The sequence below is a fragment of the Halomonas sp. N3-2A genome (assembly GCF_002216165.1).
Classification (GTDB): domain Bacteria; phylum Pseudomonadota; class Gammaproteobacteria; order Pseudomonadales; family Halomonadaceae; genus Vreelandella.
Genome location: NZ_CP022286.1, coordinates 2,886,997 through 2,902,587, shown reverse-complemented (window position 1 = coordinate 2,902,587; position 15,591 = coordinate 2,886,997). Strand labels below are relative to the sequence as shown.

Sequence of the window (15,591 nt, the reverse complement as noted above, 5' to 3'; positions counted from 1 at the left end):
TGCGGCACTTACCAAAGTCGAATTTTTTCAGGTTTCCCTAGATGATAGCCCTGTCCATACTGAATGCCATACGAAAGAAGAACAGGTATCAGTGCTTCTTGATCTACAAATTCAGCAATAGTCTGTTTACCGAAACCTCTTGCTATATCGGCAATCGCTTTGACAAGCGTGTGGCTATCCGTATCGATAAGTAAGCTGCGAATAAAAGAACCATCAATTTTAATATAGTCCACCGGGAGCTGACTAAGATAGTGAAAACTGCTAAATCCAATTCCAAAGTCATCGAGTGCTGTTCGGCAGCCTAAATCCCTTAAGGCTTGCAATACGTTGCGCGCTGTTGAGAAATCCGTAATAGCCGCCGTCTCTGTTACTTCTAAAATGAGATGATGGGGGTCAGCACCACTGGTTTTTAATTGATCTGCCAGAAACTGTTTTAAACCTAAATCATGTAAAGACTGGCCTGATAAATTTACAGCCAATGACAAGCCCTCTTTTTGTAGCGTTGCCAGTGCTGCTAGGCTATGGCGCAGCACCCAACGGTCAACTTGAACAATTAAACCGCTTTGTTCAGCAACCGGTATAAATTGTCCCGGAGCGACTAAGCTACCATCGCCATTACGCATACGTAGCAATACTTCGTAATGCTTAATATCGCGGTCCTTCAGCCGCACAATGGGCTGCGCCCACAGTTCAAATTCGTCGTTTTCTAGTGCCTTGTGCAGTCGCTCTACCCAATAGACGCGTTCTTGAAGCTCATCTTTAGCATTTTCCGCTTGCTTGAGAAGGTACCAATGCTGGTTGCCACTCTCTTTTGCTTTGTACATGGCCATATCGGCGCTAGCTAACAGGTCAGCCGGTGTCTGCCCATTAACAGGGAATAGCGCGATACCGATGCTGGCGGAAACATGATGCTTTCTTTCTGTGGCTGAAAAGCTAAGGCCGTCCAGTAACTGAGCAATATACTCAGCCACGTTAATTGCTTGTTCACTGCTAATATCTTCCAGCAGCAGGGCAAATTCATCACCACCTAGACGGGCAATAATGCTTCGCTGACTGAGATTTAAAAAAAGCGTATCAGCAACTTCGCGTAAAAGACGGTCGCCTACATGATGGCCACTGAGCTCATTGATCTCTTTAAACTGGTCTAGGTCTAGTAGCAAAACAGCGCCTTTGGCTTGATTAGCGATAGTGCGCTGCAAGGCATCTTGGAAATAGCGACGATTATAGAGTTCCGTTAATGGATCGTGTTCCGCCAGCCACGTTAAACGTGCCTCAGCAGCTTTACGTTCGGTGATGTCTAGCCCAACGGATATCTTAGAGGCGTTGTGATTGTTACTGTTGGCCAAAGAAGCGTGGTACCAAACGACAGTAAAAGAGCGTCTATCCTGAGTTTGAAATGTCTTTTCTTCCTGGCTGGAAACACTGAGGTGAGTCACGGTGCTGCCATTAGCATTACTTTCGCTGTCGGCTTCATCCACATTGTTGCTAGGCAATCCCAAGTGAGCACTTTGATCAAAGATGTCAGAGAAATGGCGCCCAATGATATCGGCGTCTTTTAGCCCTAATCTTTCTAGCGTGTAGCCATTAATCAGTTGGATACGCCCAGTGCTATTTTGAACAACAATAAAGACCTGTGCAGTGTCGAGTAGGCTATTAACAAAATCACGCTCTTTGGCTAGCTCATCGACGCGTTCGGCTAGCTGTCCGCTATGTTCTTGGACACTCTGTTCCAGTGCTTCTAGCTGGTGGGAAAGCTCACGGGTTGAATCTTCCAGCCGATCAATTTCATTAGAAAAATGCCGCCGAGGCAATGGTAGTTTATCTCTTACAAGACGAAACTCACCGTTTGCCAGCGCAGGCAATAGGCCCGCGACTCGCCGTAGCCGATCCATTGGACCCAATAGGATAATCAACAGTAATAGCTCGGCAGCTAACCAGCCAACTAAGCCCACCACAAGTAGTGTCTTCGTTGCTGTACGAATAGCGGCGATCTGAGCAGTGATATCTGAAATAAGTAGGAAATACCCAGTGCTGCGCCAGTCGGCGTCTTCCTCCATATATACGGCACTTAATTCAAAATATCGGTTCATGTATTCAAGGCTAAAAGGCATGTGAACCAATTGATTCAGAAAGACGTCTTGAGAGGCGCGTTGAAGTACAGAGAGTGTCTGGTCACGGTTTGTAAGCGCTAGAATATGGCCGTTCCAATCTTCCAGTAGAAGCGCCTCGGCGGGGAGGGAGCCAGTAATGCGCCCTGTCACCATCAGTGCTATTTCGCTATTAGAGACTTCTTTCGCTTGTCGCGTAACATCGGCAAGTGAGCGCGATAATACGACCATGCCGATGCTAGCGCCTTCCATAAGAACAGGAACCGCAGCAAACTGCTGGCATGTTATGGCGCAACGTAGTGTGGTAATGGGTGACTCTGTGGTTAGTACACTACTTATCCAGCCTTGAATGGGCAGATCAATCAGCGGGTCGTTGGCACCTGAGTAACCCACTCTTGCCCCTTGGGTATTAAAAACAAAGATTTCATCAATCCCCGCTTCTAATTGCAGAGAAGGCCACTGTGCTCTGAGCACATCAGCTAGCTCGTCCTGGTTGTTCTCTTGTAGCGCGCTTCCAAGTTCCGGCGCCGCAGCGGTTAAGCCCGCCAACTGGCGTAAGTTATCCGATGAGCGTTGCATCGCTAAGCTTATCTCGCGCTGCTGCCGCTCATGGCTTTCCATCCGACTACTTTCTAACTGTTGAGTGAGCTGGTGTTGGCCTAACCATATAAAGAGTGCCACAAGCGCTAGCAGTAATAGGCTGCTCAGCGCGATAACACGCCAAGTCAAACTAAGCCGGTAGCGCGCTTTAGGGGACGAACGTGTGGTCATCTCTGCGTATCCCGATCAAAAGCGCAGTGAAAGCTGGAAGAGCAACATATTCCAATGTCGGCTTGTTTCAGATGCATCCGCGTCTTTATGTAAGGGTAGCCAACCAGTACCGTCCACATGATGATATTCACCTGCCAACATTAGGTTGGGTCTGGGTGTCCACTGAACGCCAAAGGTAATGTCATCTGCAAATTGAGAATGGGCAGGGCCCAAACCACTTTGTGCGTAGCGAGTACCTGAACGGTCATTTCGATCATTTACCAAACGATCAAAGCGAATTAACCACTGCCAATCATGGTCCATACGACGCGTATATTGCACATACCAGCTTTCACCGGTTTTTTTCTGGTCAATGGCAGGATTAAAGCCATCTAGTTCAATTGTTCTCAGCGCATACTCAGAGGTTAAGCTCCACAGCTCGTCATTGTATTGCAATGAAAATACCCAAGGCTGAAACTGGAAGCTGCCATTAGTTAGTGGAGGTTGAGCGTCTTCATAGTCAGCGTTAGCACTAGCGGTGCTAAGTGCCATTAGAAAGTGTCCACCGTTGTCTTCATAGCGAATTTGGCCAATCGCAGAATAGCCCGCGCGTAACGATCCTGGAAAACGCTTCAACCCAAGCGCTTGATCGACATCGTCCTCTATGCGGGTTTTACCAACGCCTGCTTGAAAGCGAAAAACGCCGGACTGGGTTCGCTCTTCATGATAAATACTGGCGCCATCGCCAGCCATTCCCAACGATCGAGTGCGATCAAAATAGATTGATTGTGGCAATAAGATGCTGGGGCGCGTGAAAGCGACGTCACGCGTTTGGTTATAAATGCCGAAGGGGTTTTTAAATCTACCTACCTGAAGGCCTAGAGTACGCTGCTGGTTGGAGACCATCTGATAATCCACCACGCCATAATCTAGCGTTGGGATGGCATCGCTAGTTTCACCACCGGCGCGACGGCTAAGCACCTGAGCGGCCACCAGCACATTGCGGTGAGGGCGGAGAGAGGCGTTAACACCTATTTCGGTATACTCCAGACTTCCTGCATTCTCACTGCTGCTACCGAAGAAATCATTATCGTCGGTGATGATAAGCGCCTGGCTCAGGAAACCATGTACTTGCAGAGTGTCGAGCACGTTTTCGTTTGCCCAGGCGGACGAGCAAATAGGCAGTGCTAGCAAACTTGTGAGTATGGCTACAGTGGGCCTGCGGATAACGGAAAAATGCTCATTCCATTGAAATAACTTGGACATTTTCATCCAGATACTCCCTTTCAAGATATCCCAGCGCGCCAGGAGTATTTGCAATCTTCTCGCGCATTTCGAGCTGATCAGCAACGCGATTAGGCGCTTGCCCCATGCCAGAAAACACCATGCGATCCCATGCCAGTTGTAGCTGATGTGGATAAACGGCGAGCTGCTCTTTGGTGAAACGCGCATGTACAGGATCTCGGTTTGGCAGCACAAATACCTGTACGGCATCGCCGTCAGGCCATGTACGTTGGCGCATGGCAAATATCGCCCGCGTTGTGTCACGGTTTAGCCATTGCGTGGCTACCGCTGGGTGCGCTACTAGAAGTATGGCTGCGTCTTGATCAACGGATTGTGCATGGGTTTGTCCGGCCAAAAGAAAAGCCAGCACCAACCCAGTAAGGCCCCGTTTGATTTGTTGGCAAGCGATACGTATCAAGTAAAGAGACGGCATAGCGCGAGTCTTTTCCATCGCCTGCTGAACGCCCAGTCCATGCAGCATACCATTCGTACTAGCACGCTATATGTGTGTGAAATGATGACGCTTACTCCTCTTCAGTCTCTAGAGGCAAATTTTTGTTTTATAAATATTTTGTGTGATGACAGATAAACTTTTGAACCTCGGCTCGGCAACGCTAAGTCGAAACGGCACAGTTTTAAACCCTACATCAATTTTGTTGATCTTACCTACATAACAATCAACGAAATGCTCTGCGATGAAAGTATGTATCGTCTGGAAATATCGCATCGCAAGGTTGATTGACGATGACACACGAGGGCAGTGCTTGAAGCGCTAAATACATGCGTTCAATGAACCTACTTCTCGATAGTTAAGCTGTTGCTAATTGCGATCAGGCTTGAGAGGGGAGAGCTTGGGTCCACCTCGATCAACTAAAACGCCCGACCAAAGCCGAGCGTAAAAGCGGCGAGCCAATGCTGGGTTAGTCCGCGAGTTCAAGAAGCCGGTCAGCGTAATCGGTAAATAAACCGTTGACGCCCCAGTCCTGTAAACGCTTCATCTCATCAGTTTCATTGATGGTGTAAACGTGAACGGGAAGGCCGTTCTCTTGAGCTTGGCGAATAAAATCAGCATCAATAACGTCTTCGCCGTTATACGTCACATTCGTGCCGATACCTGCCGCGTACGCTGCGATTGTCTGAAAGTCTTCGTCAGTGATGTCTGCTGGCGCTGGAGTAACACCTGTCCACTCCACTAAACGATCATTATCTTCCTCACTGGGCGAGTACCACACCAACTGGATGAGGGGGATATGTTCATTAAGCTCATGTACTTTGAGTAGGCTACCCTGCTCAAACGATTGCACCAGCACCCGACCATTTTCAATCATTTCGTGTTCTTCAAGTGCCTCAACCAAGGCTTCTTCTAAACCAGGGTTCAACAGAGGGGACTTGGTTTCAATGTAGTAACGAGCATCGTGACCAAAGCGCTCAAATAGCTCTTCCAGTGTGAGTATTTGCGCTCCTTCAAAGGCCGTATCTGCCTTATCGACATTGGCGTCGTTGAACCAGGTACCGGTATCAAGAGCCTTTAGCTCTTCTAGCGTGTAATCATGAATATGGCCTTCGCCGTCACTGGTGCGATCGATGGCATCATCATGGAATACTACTAACTCACCATCGGAGGTGAGCTGAACGTCCAGTTCCAGGTAATCAGCTCCCCACTCGTGGGCCAGTTCATAGGCTGCCATGGTGCTTTCCGGTGCATGTCCGCTGGCACCGCGATGAGCGATTACCTGAAACGACTCCAGATCCTTTAGCTGCTGCTCTAGTGGCGTTGCCTCTGCGAGTGCAGTGGACGTAGCAGCACCAGCAAAAAGACCCAGTGACACGGCAGTAATCAGCGGATGACGTTGCATAGAAATTCCTTAGTTGAACAGTTGTTCAATTATCCTACAGGTCTCCTCACGCAAATGCCAAACGGGGTACATCTTCCAAGGGGGCCTTGGCAGCCGATTAGCGCAGCTATTCGGCTTACCAAAGGAAATACACATGAGGTAAGCATTAAAAGCTACATAGTTTAGACAGAGGCATTATGGTGGAGGTTATCCACTAGCACCTGCGCTTCTCTACGCGAGGTTAAACGCACAAACTGGATATGGGCATAGCGTGGATCAATCATATCGGCGAAGTAACGTTTGCGGTTTTGATGCCATGTTTTAAGCGACCAGAGCAATACTGAATTACGGCTTAAAAATGTTTGGCGAAAGCTTTCGCGGTTTCCTGTACCGGGCCAGATCTCTTCTCTGCTAATAATACGCTTTATGGCTCGTGAGCAGGCTTGGCTGAAGACACGCCAGAAGGGGAAGTCGATCCACACCACCATATCGACATCGCGCCACTTAATTGGCCGCGTGCGATCAAAGTTGCCATCCAATACCCACCCATTGGTGGAGGCCGACAGTGCCTCCTCCAGATTGCTGAAAAAGACATCGTCGGGCGTGCCCTCCCAGTTAGCGCACCAAAACAGCTGGTCAAGCTGAATGTGAGTGGTGTTCAGCGCTACTGCGAGTTGTTTAGCCAGTGTGCTTTTGCCACAACCACTAGTGCCGACCACATTAATTTTCATGGGGGGATCTCCTGAGCGGCGCAGTAGTTTAAAGAGTGTTCTAAACACGGGCAAGTGAACTTAAGAAAAGAAACTAAAAGGCTCACAGTGAGTTACCAACGCCTAGGAACTGCTAAGCTTCTTTTCAGGATGTCGTTAATGATCAAACAGCCTGAACGAGTAGCCGCCATTAGCGCCAAAGATAAGAAATTTGGTTTGGAGAGCCAGAAGAGTGACTTTGCGATGTGCGAGTAGGGAAAGGGGACTGCTTATCTTCTCACTGATAGCCCAGCGATCGGCGGCTATCTGAACTAAGTAGCTAAACAAGGAGATAGACGATAAGAGGTAGCCACAATGATTGCTTATACAATGGTAGGAACGCATAACCTGGAGCGTGCACTTCGCTTTTATGCGCCGTTGTTTAACAGTATGGGGCTGGATGTGTGCTGGCAAGACGATGCCTGCGTTTCTTTCGGCGACCCAGATGATGTCAATGTGCCAAGGTTCTTTGTTGGTTTTCCCTTTAATGGTTATCCCGCTAGCGTTGGCAACGGCACTATGACCGCGTTTCAATTTGCTGATCCTAAAGAAGTCGATACGCTCTATCAATTAGCGATGCAGAACGGGGGCAGCGATGAAGGTCCACCAGGTTACCGCCCTCAGTATGGTGAAGGTTTTTTCGCCGCCTACGTACGAGATCCAGACGGCAACAAGTTGGCGTTTGTCGTCTATCCTCATCGATAGATGCTAAGCCAACGCAGAATCAACAAACAGCTCCTCTGTTAAGGTTGAATTGCACAAATCAAGAGGAGCAATAACGACGCCGTTGGCGCAAACTCCTAGTATGACTAACCAGGAGTATCTGCTGCTGGATGGAAGGCGCTCAATTGATGAGATTGTTTGAGGAAATTGTTTGAGGAAATTGCTCCGTCGTTGGGCTAGAGCAATCGTTACTGGGTGTCTCTAACCCACCCAACCCAACAGTCGCCACCAAAGGTAGTCTAATGGCATCAATAGTAAGATCGTTATTAGCGCTAATGGGATGATGATTTTCAACAATTGGCTCAGAGGCTCTTTAGATAGCTGCATGGCCATAATCAAGGGCGCCACCTGATACGGAAAAATGACGGTGGAAAAGCCTACTACCTGAGTCATTAATACCGTGGAAAGTGACAGCTCTGAAGCCGCGGCGAATTCGGTGGCCATGGGAGTTAGTATGGTAGCTACATTGGGTGTGGTGGCGACTACTCCAGTCAAGGTGGCCATCAATGAAAGCGACATAAAGTCCCAGAAGGGGCTACTGTTGCTCGTCTCCAGCAGTTGACTAAACTCTCTTCCCATAACACTGCCAATGCCTGAGACATTTACCAGTGTTCCCACCCCCAATGCTGCGGCCACAAATACTACGGTGCCAAAATCTGTCGCTCCATTGAATGATTTCGGGGCCATGACACCGACCTTTGGCATCATTAGCACTACCGCTGCCATCAGCCCCACCCACGCAGGGTTGATGCCGTGTAGCGTATCGGTAACCCAAAACATCAACGTAATGCCCAGTATGACAGCCACTTTTTTTTGCTGTGTCGCATCGCCGGAAAATTTGGTTTCAGCGACGGCTTGCTTGAACTGTGGGTCAATGCGGGCTGGGAATACCACTATTACCAGCGCCACGATCAATAGTGCTTTTAGCATTCCCAAAATAGGAAAGTGCAGTAGTAGATACTCCGCATAGCCAAAATGAATGCCATATAGACTTTCACTTGCACCTGCCAAAATCATATTAGGGAGGTTGGATGGAAGCACCGCAAAACTTGGCATGTTACAAGCGGCAGCAAGAGCAGTGGCTACGCCCAGTCGGCCAGCGCTGCCCGGCTCAAAGCCCACTCGTTCAGCCAATGCTAAACCAATAGGAATCAATACCACCGCTCGACCCGCTGAAGAGGGCATCACAAAGCCTAGTGCTACGGCGGTTAACACTAATCCCCCAATCAGCCGTGGATAGCTTGCCGTTAGCAGTGGTGCTAATACGGCCGCTAGTTGATCGCCAAGCTTGCTTGATGTAATGGCTGAGCCAATTACAAATCCGGAGATAACCATCCACACGGCTGTCGAGCCAAACCCGGCGAATAGCTGCTCCGGCGCTAGCAGACCCAATATGCTAACCAGCGCAAAGAAGATCAGGCCAGTCAGAAATGGGGGGAGTATCCCGGTACTCCACAGCACCAGCGTGAGCAGTACCATGCCAGCGCTGTAAGAAAATGACGCTGGATTGCCCGCTAAGGGAAAAAATGCCAATAACAAAGCCACCAATAAAGCCGCTGTTGTTATTGCGTGGGAAAAGCGAAGTGAACGAAGCATGAAGGGGGTCCTGGTGGCGATGAACTCAATTGCGCGGTGCGCGCAGCTGGACCTACAATAGCGCCTGCATGCTGACGTGTTGAGGGCAAGATATGACAATAAATAGCGATAAAGCGACAATGTCGCCACCCAGTGATATAGCGTTCGTCCTCGATCCTAGTCGCCCTGTATTGACTCGCGCTCGCAGTATGCAGGCTGAAACTGGGGTATTGCCGCACGCTCACCCTCGCGGGCAATTGCTATGGGCTAAACACGGCGTGCTGCGTGTTACCAGTGAACAAGCGGTGTGGGTTGTACCCTCTACTCACAGCGTGTGGATACCCAGTAACTGTCTCCACCAAGTGAGTTGTGAAACGCTGGTGGAAACCCGCAACCTCTACATTGATCCTACTTGTAGGGCACGTGATCAGGACACCCAGGTGGTGATGGTGGCGATGAGCACGTTGATGCGCGAGATTGTGCTAAGGCTAAACGATTCCCTAAAGTGTCGCGACGACGATGCCAGCACGACGCGCCTAGGCCTAGTCGCGATTGATGAGCTAAATAGTCTACCCGCTGAGAATTTGTCGCTACCTTCTGGGACTGACCCGCGGTTGCGACGTATCATTAGCCACATGGTCAACCACCCGGATAATCGCCACACATTAGCTGAGCTGGCGGGCCTTGCCGGGGCGAGCGTACGAACGCTAGAAAGGCTATTTAAGTCCGACACCGGGCTGACCTTTCGCCAATGGCGTACCCGCTTCAAGTTGATGAACGCGCTTGAAGCCCTGGATAGAGGCGAAAGCTCAACCGCAGTGGCCTATACGGTAGGCTATAAAAGCGTCAGCAGTTTTGTGGCTGCCTTCAAAACGGAGTTTGGCTATACACCTCAAGTCCGCGCCCGCTGCCAATAATGCGGCGATTAGGCGTTAGTTTACTCATGCATTAACCCCTTTCATGCCTTCCGGCGTGTAGCGCTCACCGATCACTGGAATGCGTGCGGTGGCTGCTTCCAACTGACGTTGCTCATCAGCGGTAAGGGTAATCGACGTTGCTGCTGCATTCTCTTCAAGGTAGCGCAGCCGCTTAGTCCCTGGAATTGGCACGATGTTGGGGCCTTTAGACAGTAGCCAGGCGAGCGATAGCTGTGCAGGTGTGCAGCCTTTGTTGGCGGCCACTTCACCAATCACGTCGGCGATTCGGCGGTTGGTGCTCATGGCCTGATCTGAAAAGCGCGGCAAGTTAGGGCGAAAATCGCCTTCCTCGAAATCCGCAGTATCCTGAAATCTACCCGTCAAGAATCCCCGGCCTAGTGGCGAGTAGGGCACAAAGCCGATGCCTAGCTCGTTACAGGTGGGGAGCACCGCCTGCTCTACGTCGCGTGTCCAAAGCGAATACTCGGTTTGGACGGCAGTAATCGGGTGCACTGCATGGGCGCGGCGCAAGGTGTCAGCGCTGACCTCGCACAGGCCGATATGGGCAATTTTTCCCTCTTTGACTAGCTGGGTGAGGCCTTCCATGGTCTCTTCAATAGGCGCATCCGGGGTAACGCGATGGACGTAGTAGAGATCGATTTGCTCGACCCCTAACCGCCGCAGCGATGCCTCGCAGGCCTTGCGCGCATACTCGGCGCTGTTGTCCAGGCGTCGTTGATACTCACCGGGGTTGCGCACAATGCCAAACTTAGTTGCGATACGCACTTGCGGCTTATGCTTAGCGAGGAAGCGGCCAATCAGCTCTTCGTTATGGTGCGGTCCGTACATATCTGCCGTATCAAAAAAATCGATGCCCAGCTCCACTGCCTGCGCCAATACGCGTAGTGATTCACTGTCATCCCGTGGGCCGTAGAATTCACTCATTCCCATGCAGCCCAGGCCAATAGCGGAAATAGAAAGGTCGGTGCCAAGTGTACGTTGTTGCATGCTGTCTCTCCGTAAACCGTTCTTGAGTAGCGGAGTGACAGCGTGGCACTATCCTATAATGAAAAAAATGAACGAATTCGATAAGCCATTTTCCGGTTTTGAAAAACAGATGCCCCGTGGGTGGGTGTGGGATGACACCCGCGCCTTTCTGGCTGTGGCTCGTCACGGGACGCTGAGTGGTGCCGCAGCAGAACTCCATTTGGGCATTGCGACGCTCTCTCGGCGTATCGAACGGCTGGAAAAAGCGCTTAAACTACCGCTATTTGTGCGCCAGCAGTCGGGCTACCAACTGACCGAGGAAGGAGCAGGGCTGGTCGAGAAAGCTGAAGCGCTGGAAGCGGCTGCGGTGGCGTTTACCACCGATGTGTCCCGCCACTCACAACTGAGTGGTAGAGTGCGTTTGGCGACCGCAGAGAATTTGGCAACGGCATTGATTCTACCTGCGCTTGCGCAATTTCGTCGTCAGTATCCTGGCATTACGCTTGAGCTAGTGACGGATATCTCTACTGTCAATCTACACCGTCGTGATGCCGATCTAGCCCTCAGAATGGTCAAACCCGAACGCGGTAATGTCACCCTTCGCCGCTTGGGTTCCTTAGGCTATGGGCTTTACGCTAGCTCAGCCTATGCGGCGCAGCGTAAGACGACTCTTGATGCTGGCGGCTACGACATGGATGCCTTTATCACCTGGGGGGAGACGCAAGCGCACCTGCCTGCAGCACAGTGGGTCGAGCGCGTTCTACAAGGGCGAGAACCCGCGTTAACCACTACCTCTGTGGCGACCCAAATCGCGGCAGCTAAAGCTGGGCTGGGGATTGCAGTATTACCGCACTTTTTGGCTCAGGAGGCTGGATTAGTCTGTATTGCTGCTGATCTTGGCGTGGACCAGCCTATTTACCTCGTCATCCAAACAGATCTTACACAGTCACGCCGAACCCGTGCCGTGGCGGACTTTCTTATTGATCTGGTCGCCAGCAACCACACTCGCTTGAGTGGATGATATAGTGACTAAACTCTCACTTTGTATCCAAAGACTACCCATGACTCCCACCGATATTGGCCGTGCATACAACCAGATCACTCATCTCTGGCAGAGCGAAAAATTTAATCTCGCGAACGGTATAGACGCGCACAAAAGAGCGCTAGCGTTTGTGAAGAATCGAGGCAGGGCGCTGGATATTGGCTGTGGTTGCACAGGACGTTTTATTGATCTGCTACAGCAGGAAGGCTTTACACCAGAGGGGGTGGATATTTCTGCTGAAATGGTGCGGCTGGCTAAACAGAAACATCCAGACGTGACTTTTCACCACCAGGATATTTGTCAGTGGCAACCGCCGGGCAAATACGATGTCATTACTGCGTGGGATAGCATCTGGCATATTCCATTGGCTCAGCAGGAAGCTGTGATAACCAGGATTATTAATAGCCTGAGCGAAGGTGGCGTCTTTATCTTCTCCTTCGGTGGCACTGATGAACTCGGTGATCACACGGACAGCTTCATGGGGCCACCGGTTTACTACTCATCGCTCGGTACTAACGGCTTTTTATCCCTGCTGATAAAGCTTGGCACAGTATGCAAGCACCTAGAGTATGACCAACATCCTGAACTGCACGCGTACTTGATTGTTCAGAAGGGATGAAGAGTCTATAGCCTGGCTTGCTGGTGTAACGTATCGACAAAACGGGCTAAGGCGGGCGACCAAGTAGCGGGTTCCGATGTGACAAAATAGGTATCGATATTGGCAATCGCGGAGGGCAGTTCCATCGCGTGAATGCCGAAGCGGTGCTGGTGCGCTTCAATGATAATACGTGGCAGCACGGTGTACCCCATCCCGGCTGCTACGCAACCAAGCATGGCGTCTAGCGTGCCAAACTCAAAAACACGCACGGCATTTATTCCCTGAGATGCCAGCAGTAATTCGATACGTTGCCGGTAACTACATCCCTGGCGAAATGCGAGAAACGTTGCTGTCAGTAGTTCTTCAGAGCTGGGTACGCTCGTCATAGGGGCTGAACTTACCAGCACAAGCTGTTCGCTGAAGACTTTGAGCGAATGATAGCGATGATGATCGATAGCGCCGGCCACAAACACACCATCCGCCTGACCGTCCATCAGCTTCTCGATCAAACTGGCGGTGGGACCGGTCGCCAGGGTCATATCAACCTCTGGAAAGTCAGCATGATAGGCCGCCAGTATCGGGGGAAGGCGTAGCGCCATAGTCGTTTCCATCGACCCCAAGCGCAGCTGGCCTGTTGCGTTCTCTGCGCTTTGAAACAGCATCAATGCTTCGTCATGTACTGCCAGCAACCGTTCTGCATAATCCAGTAACGCTAGCCCCGCAGACGTAAGGCGCACGCCACCCGCGCGATGAACCAGCTGCACGCCTAATTCCTCCTCAAGTTTTTTGATATGCGTGGTCACGTTAGATTGCACCGTGTGCAGTTGCTTTGCGGCAGCCATAAAGCTGCCGGTTTCTGCCACCGCCATAAACAGCTGCAATGATTTAAACTGCATTCTTATCTCCCTTAAGCGACCACCGACTCAAAAAGCATCTCAATAGCCATCTTAAGAGCTATCTCAAAAAAAGATAGAGGCTATCACTATAAATCGTTTCTAAAGAATTGTTGGTGTGCGTAAGCTACTGGTAAATACGCCTGTTGCCAATCTTGCCGCACAGCGATTTAGGAAGGATACGACATGATCAATAGCAAAGACTTGCCTGCTCTGATGACCGGCGTGATGGCCACCTTGGCAGGAATAGGCATCGCCCGTTTTGCCTACACACCGCTATTACCGGCACTGATTCAAGAAGGGTGGTTCAGTGCCAGCCAAGGAGCTTATCTTGGGGCTGCTAATCTTCTCGGCTACTTTATTGGTGCGTTGTCTGCTCACACACTAAGTGAGCGTTTTTCTGTTCGCGCGGTGATGGGGGCAAGTTTCGTAGCGATCGCACTGAGCTTTTTCCTCTGTGCGGGGGCGGGCAGTTTTAGCTGGTTTTTCTTTTGGCGATTAGTCTCAGGTATTGCTGGCGCCATTCTCATGGTGGTTGGCCCATCGTTGGCTCTGTCGACCACGCCTCCGGAAAGGCGGACGAGTGTCGGTGCCCTGGTATTTACTGGCATTGGCTTCGGTGCACTGCTTTCCGCATCGGTGGTGCCAGTGCTTCTGGAGCTAAGCCTAACGGTTACCTGGGCAACGCTGGGTCTGCTCTGTATTGCTGCTGCTCTGGTATGTGACTGGGGCGTTACTCAGCTCTCCTCACCGCCGGTGGCTAGCCAGGAAAAGTCAACAAGCCAGACCAGGTATGCAGGAATAAATGCCGCTGTGCTACTGGTGATCGGGGCGTATGCCCTGGACGCCGTCGGGTTTGTTCCACATACCGTATTTTGGGTGGATTATCTCGCCAGAGAAAATGCCTTAGGGCATCAAGCGGCTTCTCTACAGTGGGGCATTTTCGGCTTGGGCGCTGTGTGCGGGCCACTGGTAGTAGGAACGTTGGCGCGAAAAGTGGGCTGGCACCATGGTTTAACCCTCGCTTTTTTAGCTAAGGCTGCCGCTGTGTCGCTGCCAGTATTTTCACTCGCATTGCTTAGTCAGTCAGTTTCATCGTTTGTGGTAGGCGCGATGATCCCAGGTATTGTTGCGCTGACGTCTGGACGACTGGCTGAATTAGTCGGCCCTACCGCCCACAAAAAGCTCTGGGGGCAAGCGACTGCTGCTTTCGCTGCGGCTCAAGCGTTTGCTGGCTACGCGATGTCGGCGCTCTATGTTGCCTGGGGCACTTATTCACCGCTATTTGCGATTAGCAGCCTGGTGTTGGTAGGCGGCTTTGTACTGGTGCTGCTGAGCCGAAGCCAGCAGCAGCGTCACACCCCACTCTCTACTGTTCCTCTCTCCAATAAGAACCGGAGGCCATAATGCAGCTTTTTCTTAACGCAACGTCACCCTATGCGCGCCTAGCGCGGATCATCTTACTTGAGAAGGGGCTGGTGGATGACGTTACATTGCGCTGGTGCGACCCTTGGGCAGATGACCAAGCGCTGCTAGAGGTTAATCCCGCCGGGCGAATTCCAGCGCTAGTGACTGACGAAGGCACGACACTTAGCGAGTCGATGTTGATTGCTGTTTATCTTGATAGCGTCAGTACTAGCTCGCCCATGATTCCCCAAGCTCGATTAGCGAATGTACTGCATCTGGCCGGGCTTGGTCAGAATCTGATGGATGTTGCGTTTACGACCGTTATCGCCAGAAAGCACTATGGCGCTGAGATTGATCACAGTGAGCTTGGGCGAAGGCGCCAGCGAGCCATGCAACGAATAGTGGAGCAACTGGACAGTGAACTCCACGAAAGTCAGCTGGCGCCGTCGATGACGCTTGGTGAAATCGCCTGCGCGGTTGCGCTAGAGTACGTGGCCTTCAGATTGCCAGAAGTGCACTGGAAGGAAGCGTACCCACAGCTCAAAGCATGGCATGCCACAGTAATTGACAGGGATAGTTTTCAGCAGACTGCATTTGTGTAGTGAGAGAGTCAGAAGGGGGAGGCCATGATGTGTTGCGCCTTCCCCCACGACTCCAAAGTTACATGTGTTAGTAATGCTATATAGTTAAGCGTCCTTGTATTTATGGTCTTGATTTCTACCG

Annotated in this window: 14 protein-coding genes; 6 read left to right on the top strand and 8 right to left on the bottom strand. The window is 51.0% G+C overall.

The window, feature by feature from the left end; genetic code table 11:
• Window positions 1–8: 8 nt before the first annotated feature.
• The 5 genes from CEK60_RS13575 to CEK60_RS13555 form a co-directional block, all read right to left on the bottom strand.
• The gene (locus CEK60_RS13575) at window positions 9–2,879 is read right to left on the bottom strand and encodes a bifunctional diguanylate cyclase/phosphodiesterase (protein ID WP_089039474.1); all 2,871 of its coding nucleotides are present in this window, start codon (window positions 2,877–2,879) and stop codon (window positions 9–11) included.
• A 15-nt stretch (window positions 2,880–2,894) separates the two neighbouring features.
• The gene (locus CEK60_RS13570; protein WP_198361364.1) at window positions 2,895–4,130 is read right to left on the bottom strand and encodes a hypothetical protein; all 1,236 of its coding nucleotides are present in this window, start codon (window positions 4,128–4,130) and stop codon (window positions 2,895–2,897) included.
• Window positions 4,099–4,623, bottom strand: coding sequence for a hypothetical protein (locus tag CEK60_RS13565; protein ID WP_226912961.1), 525 nt, complete (start codon window positions 4,621–4,623; stop codon window positions 4,099–4,101). The genes CEK60_RS13570 and CEK60_RS13565 overlap by 32 nt, the downstream gene beginning before the upstream one ends.
• A gap of 439 nt (window positions 4,624–5,062) precedes the next feature.
• Window positions 5,063–5,998, bottom strand: coding sequence for a glycerophosphodiester phosphodiesterase family protein (locus CEK60_RS13560; protein WP_089039473.1), 936 nt, complete (start codon window positions 5,996–5,998; stop codon window positions 5,063–5,065).
• 161 nt (window positions 5,999–6,159) lie between these two features.
• Window positions 6,160–6,708, bottom strand: a complete 549-nt coding sequence (locus tag CEK60_RS13555; RefSeq protein ID WP_089039472.1) for an adenylate kinase — start codon at window positions 6,706–6,708, stop codon at window positions 6,160–6,162.
• A 333-nt stretch (window positions 6,709–7,041) separates the two neighbouring features.
• On the opposite strand from CEK60_RS13555, the gene CEK60_RS13550 reads away from it, so the two are divergent.
• Entirely contained in the window at window positions 7,042–7,431 is a 390-nt protein-coding gene (locus tag CEK60_RS13550; protein ID WP_038477195.1) for a VOC family protein, read from the top strand.
• 219 nt (window positions 7,432–7,650) lie between these two features.
• Here CEK60_RS13550 and CEK60_RS13545 read toward each other — a convergent pair whose 3' ends face one another.
• Window positions 7,651–9,045, bottom strand: a complete 1,395-nt coding sequence (locus tag CEK60_RS13545) for an SLC13 family permease (protein ID WP_089039471.1) — start codon at window positions 9,043–9,045, stop codon at window positions 7,651–7,653.
• Window positions 9,046–9,137: 92 nt separating this feature from the next.
• Here CEK60_RS13545 and CEK60_RS13540 point away from each other — a divergent pair, with 92 nt between their 5' ends.
• Window positions 9,138–9,941: an AraC family transcriptional regulator gene (locus CEK60_RS13540; RefSeq protein WP_089039470.1), complete on the top strand. Its 804-nt coding sequence runs from the start codon at window positions 9,138–9,140 to the stop codon at window positions 9,939–9,941.
• 24 nt (window positions 9,942–9,965) lie between these two features.
• Here the strand turns inward: CEK60_RS13540 and CEK60_RS13535 are convergent, their stop codons facing one another.
• Window positions 9,966–10,949: an aldo/keto reductase gene (locus tag CEK60_RS13535; protein ID WP_089039469.1), complete on the bottom strand. Its 984-nt coding sequence runs from the start codon at window positions 10,947–10,949 to the stop codon at window positions 9,966–9,968.
• Window positions 10,950–11,007: 58 nt separating this feature from the next.
• Between CEK60_RS13535 and CEK60_RS13530 the strand changes: the two genes are divergently transcribed.
• Together CEK60_RS13530 and CEK60_RS13525 are read left to right on the top strand one after the other, a co-directional pair.
• Window positions 11,008–11,949 (top strand): LysR family transcriptional regulator, encoded by a 942-nt coding sequence (locus CEK60_RS13530; RefSeq protein ID WP_089039468.1) that lies wholly within the window; start codon window positions 11,008–11,010, stop codon window positions 11,947–11,949.
• Window positions 11,950–11,989: 40 nt separating this feature from the next.
• Window positions 11,990–12,589, top strand: a complete 600-nt coding sequence (locus CEK60_RS13525) for a class I SAM-dependent methyltransferase (protein WP_089039467.1) — start codon at window positions 11,990–11,992, stop codon at window positions 12,587–12,589.
• Between the two features lie 5 nt (window positions 12,590–12,594).
• On the opposite strand, the gene CEK60_RS13520 is transcribed toward CEK60_RS13525, so the two are convergent.
• Window positions 12,595–13,464, bottom strand: coding sequence for a LysR family transcriptional regulator (locus tag CEK60_RS13520; RefSeq protein WP_089039466.1), 870 nt, complete (start codon window positions 13,462–13,464; stop codon window positions 12,595–12,597).
• 183 nt (window positions 13,465–13,647) lie between these two features.
• Here CEK60_RS13520 and CEK60_RS13515 point away from each other — a divergent pair, with 183 nt between their 5' ends.
• Both CEK60_RS13515 and CEK60_RS13510 read left to right on the top strand, forming a co-directional pair.
• Window positions 13,648–14,868, top strand: coding sequence for a YbfB/YjiJ family MFS transporter (locus CEK60_RS13515; RefSeq protein ID WP_089039465.1), 1,221 nt, complete (start codon window positions 13,648–13,650; stop codon window positions 14,866–14,868).
• The gene (locus CEK60_RS13510; RefSeq protein ID WP_089039464.1) at window positions 14,868–15,470 is read left to right on the top strand and encodes a glutathione S-transferase N-terminal domain-containing protein; all 603 of its coding nucleotides are present in this window, start codon (window positions 14,868–14,870) and stop codon (window positions 15,468–15,470) included. Before CEK60_RS13515 ends, CEK60_RS13510 begins: the two co-directional genes overlap by 1 nt.
• Window positions 15,471–15,591: the final 121 nt, after the last annotated feature.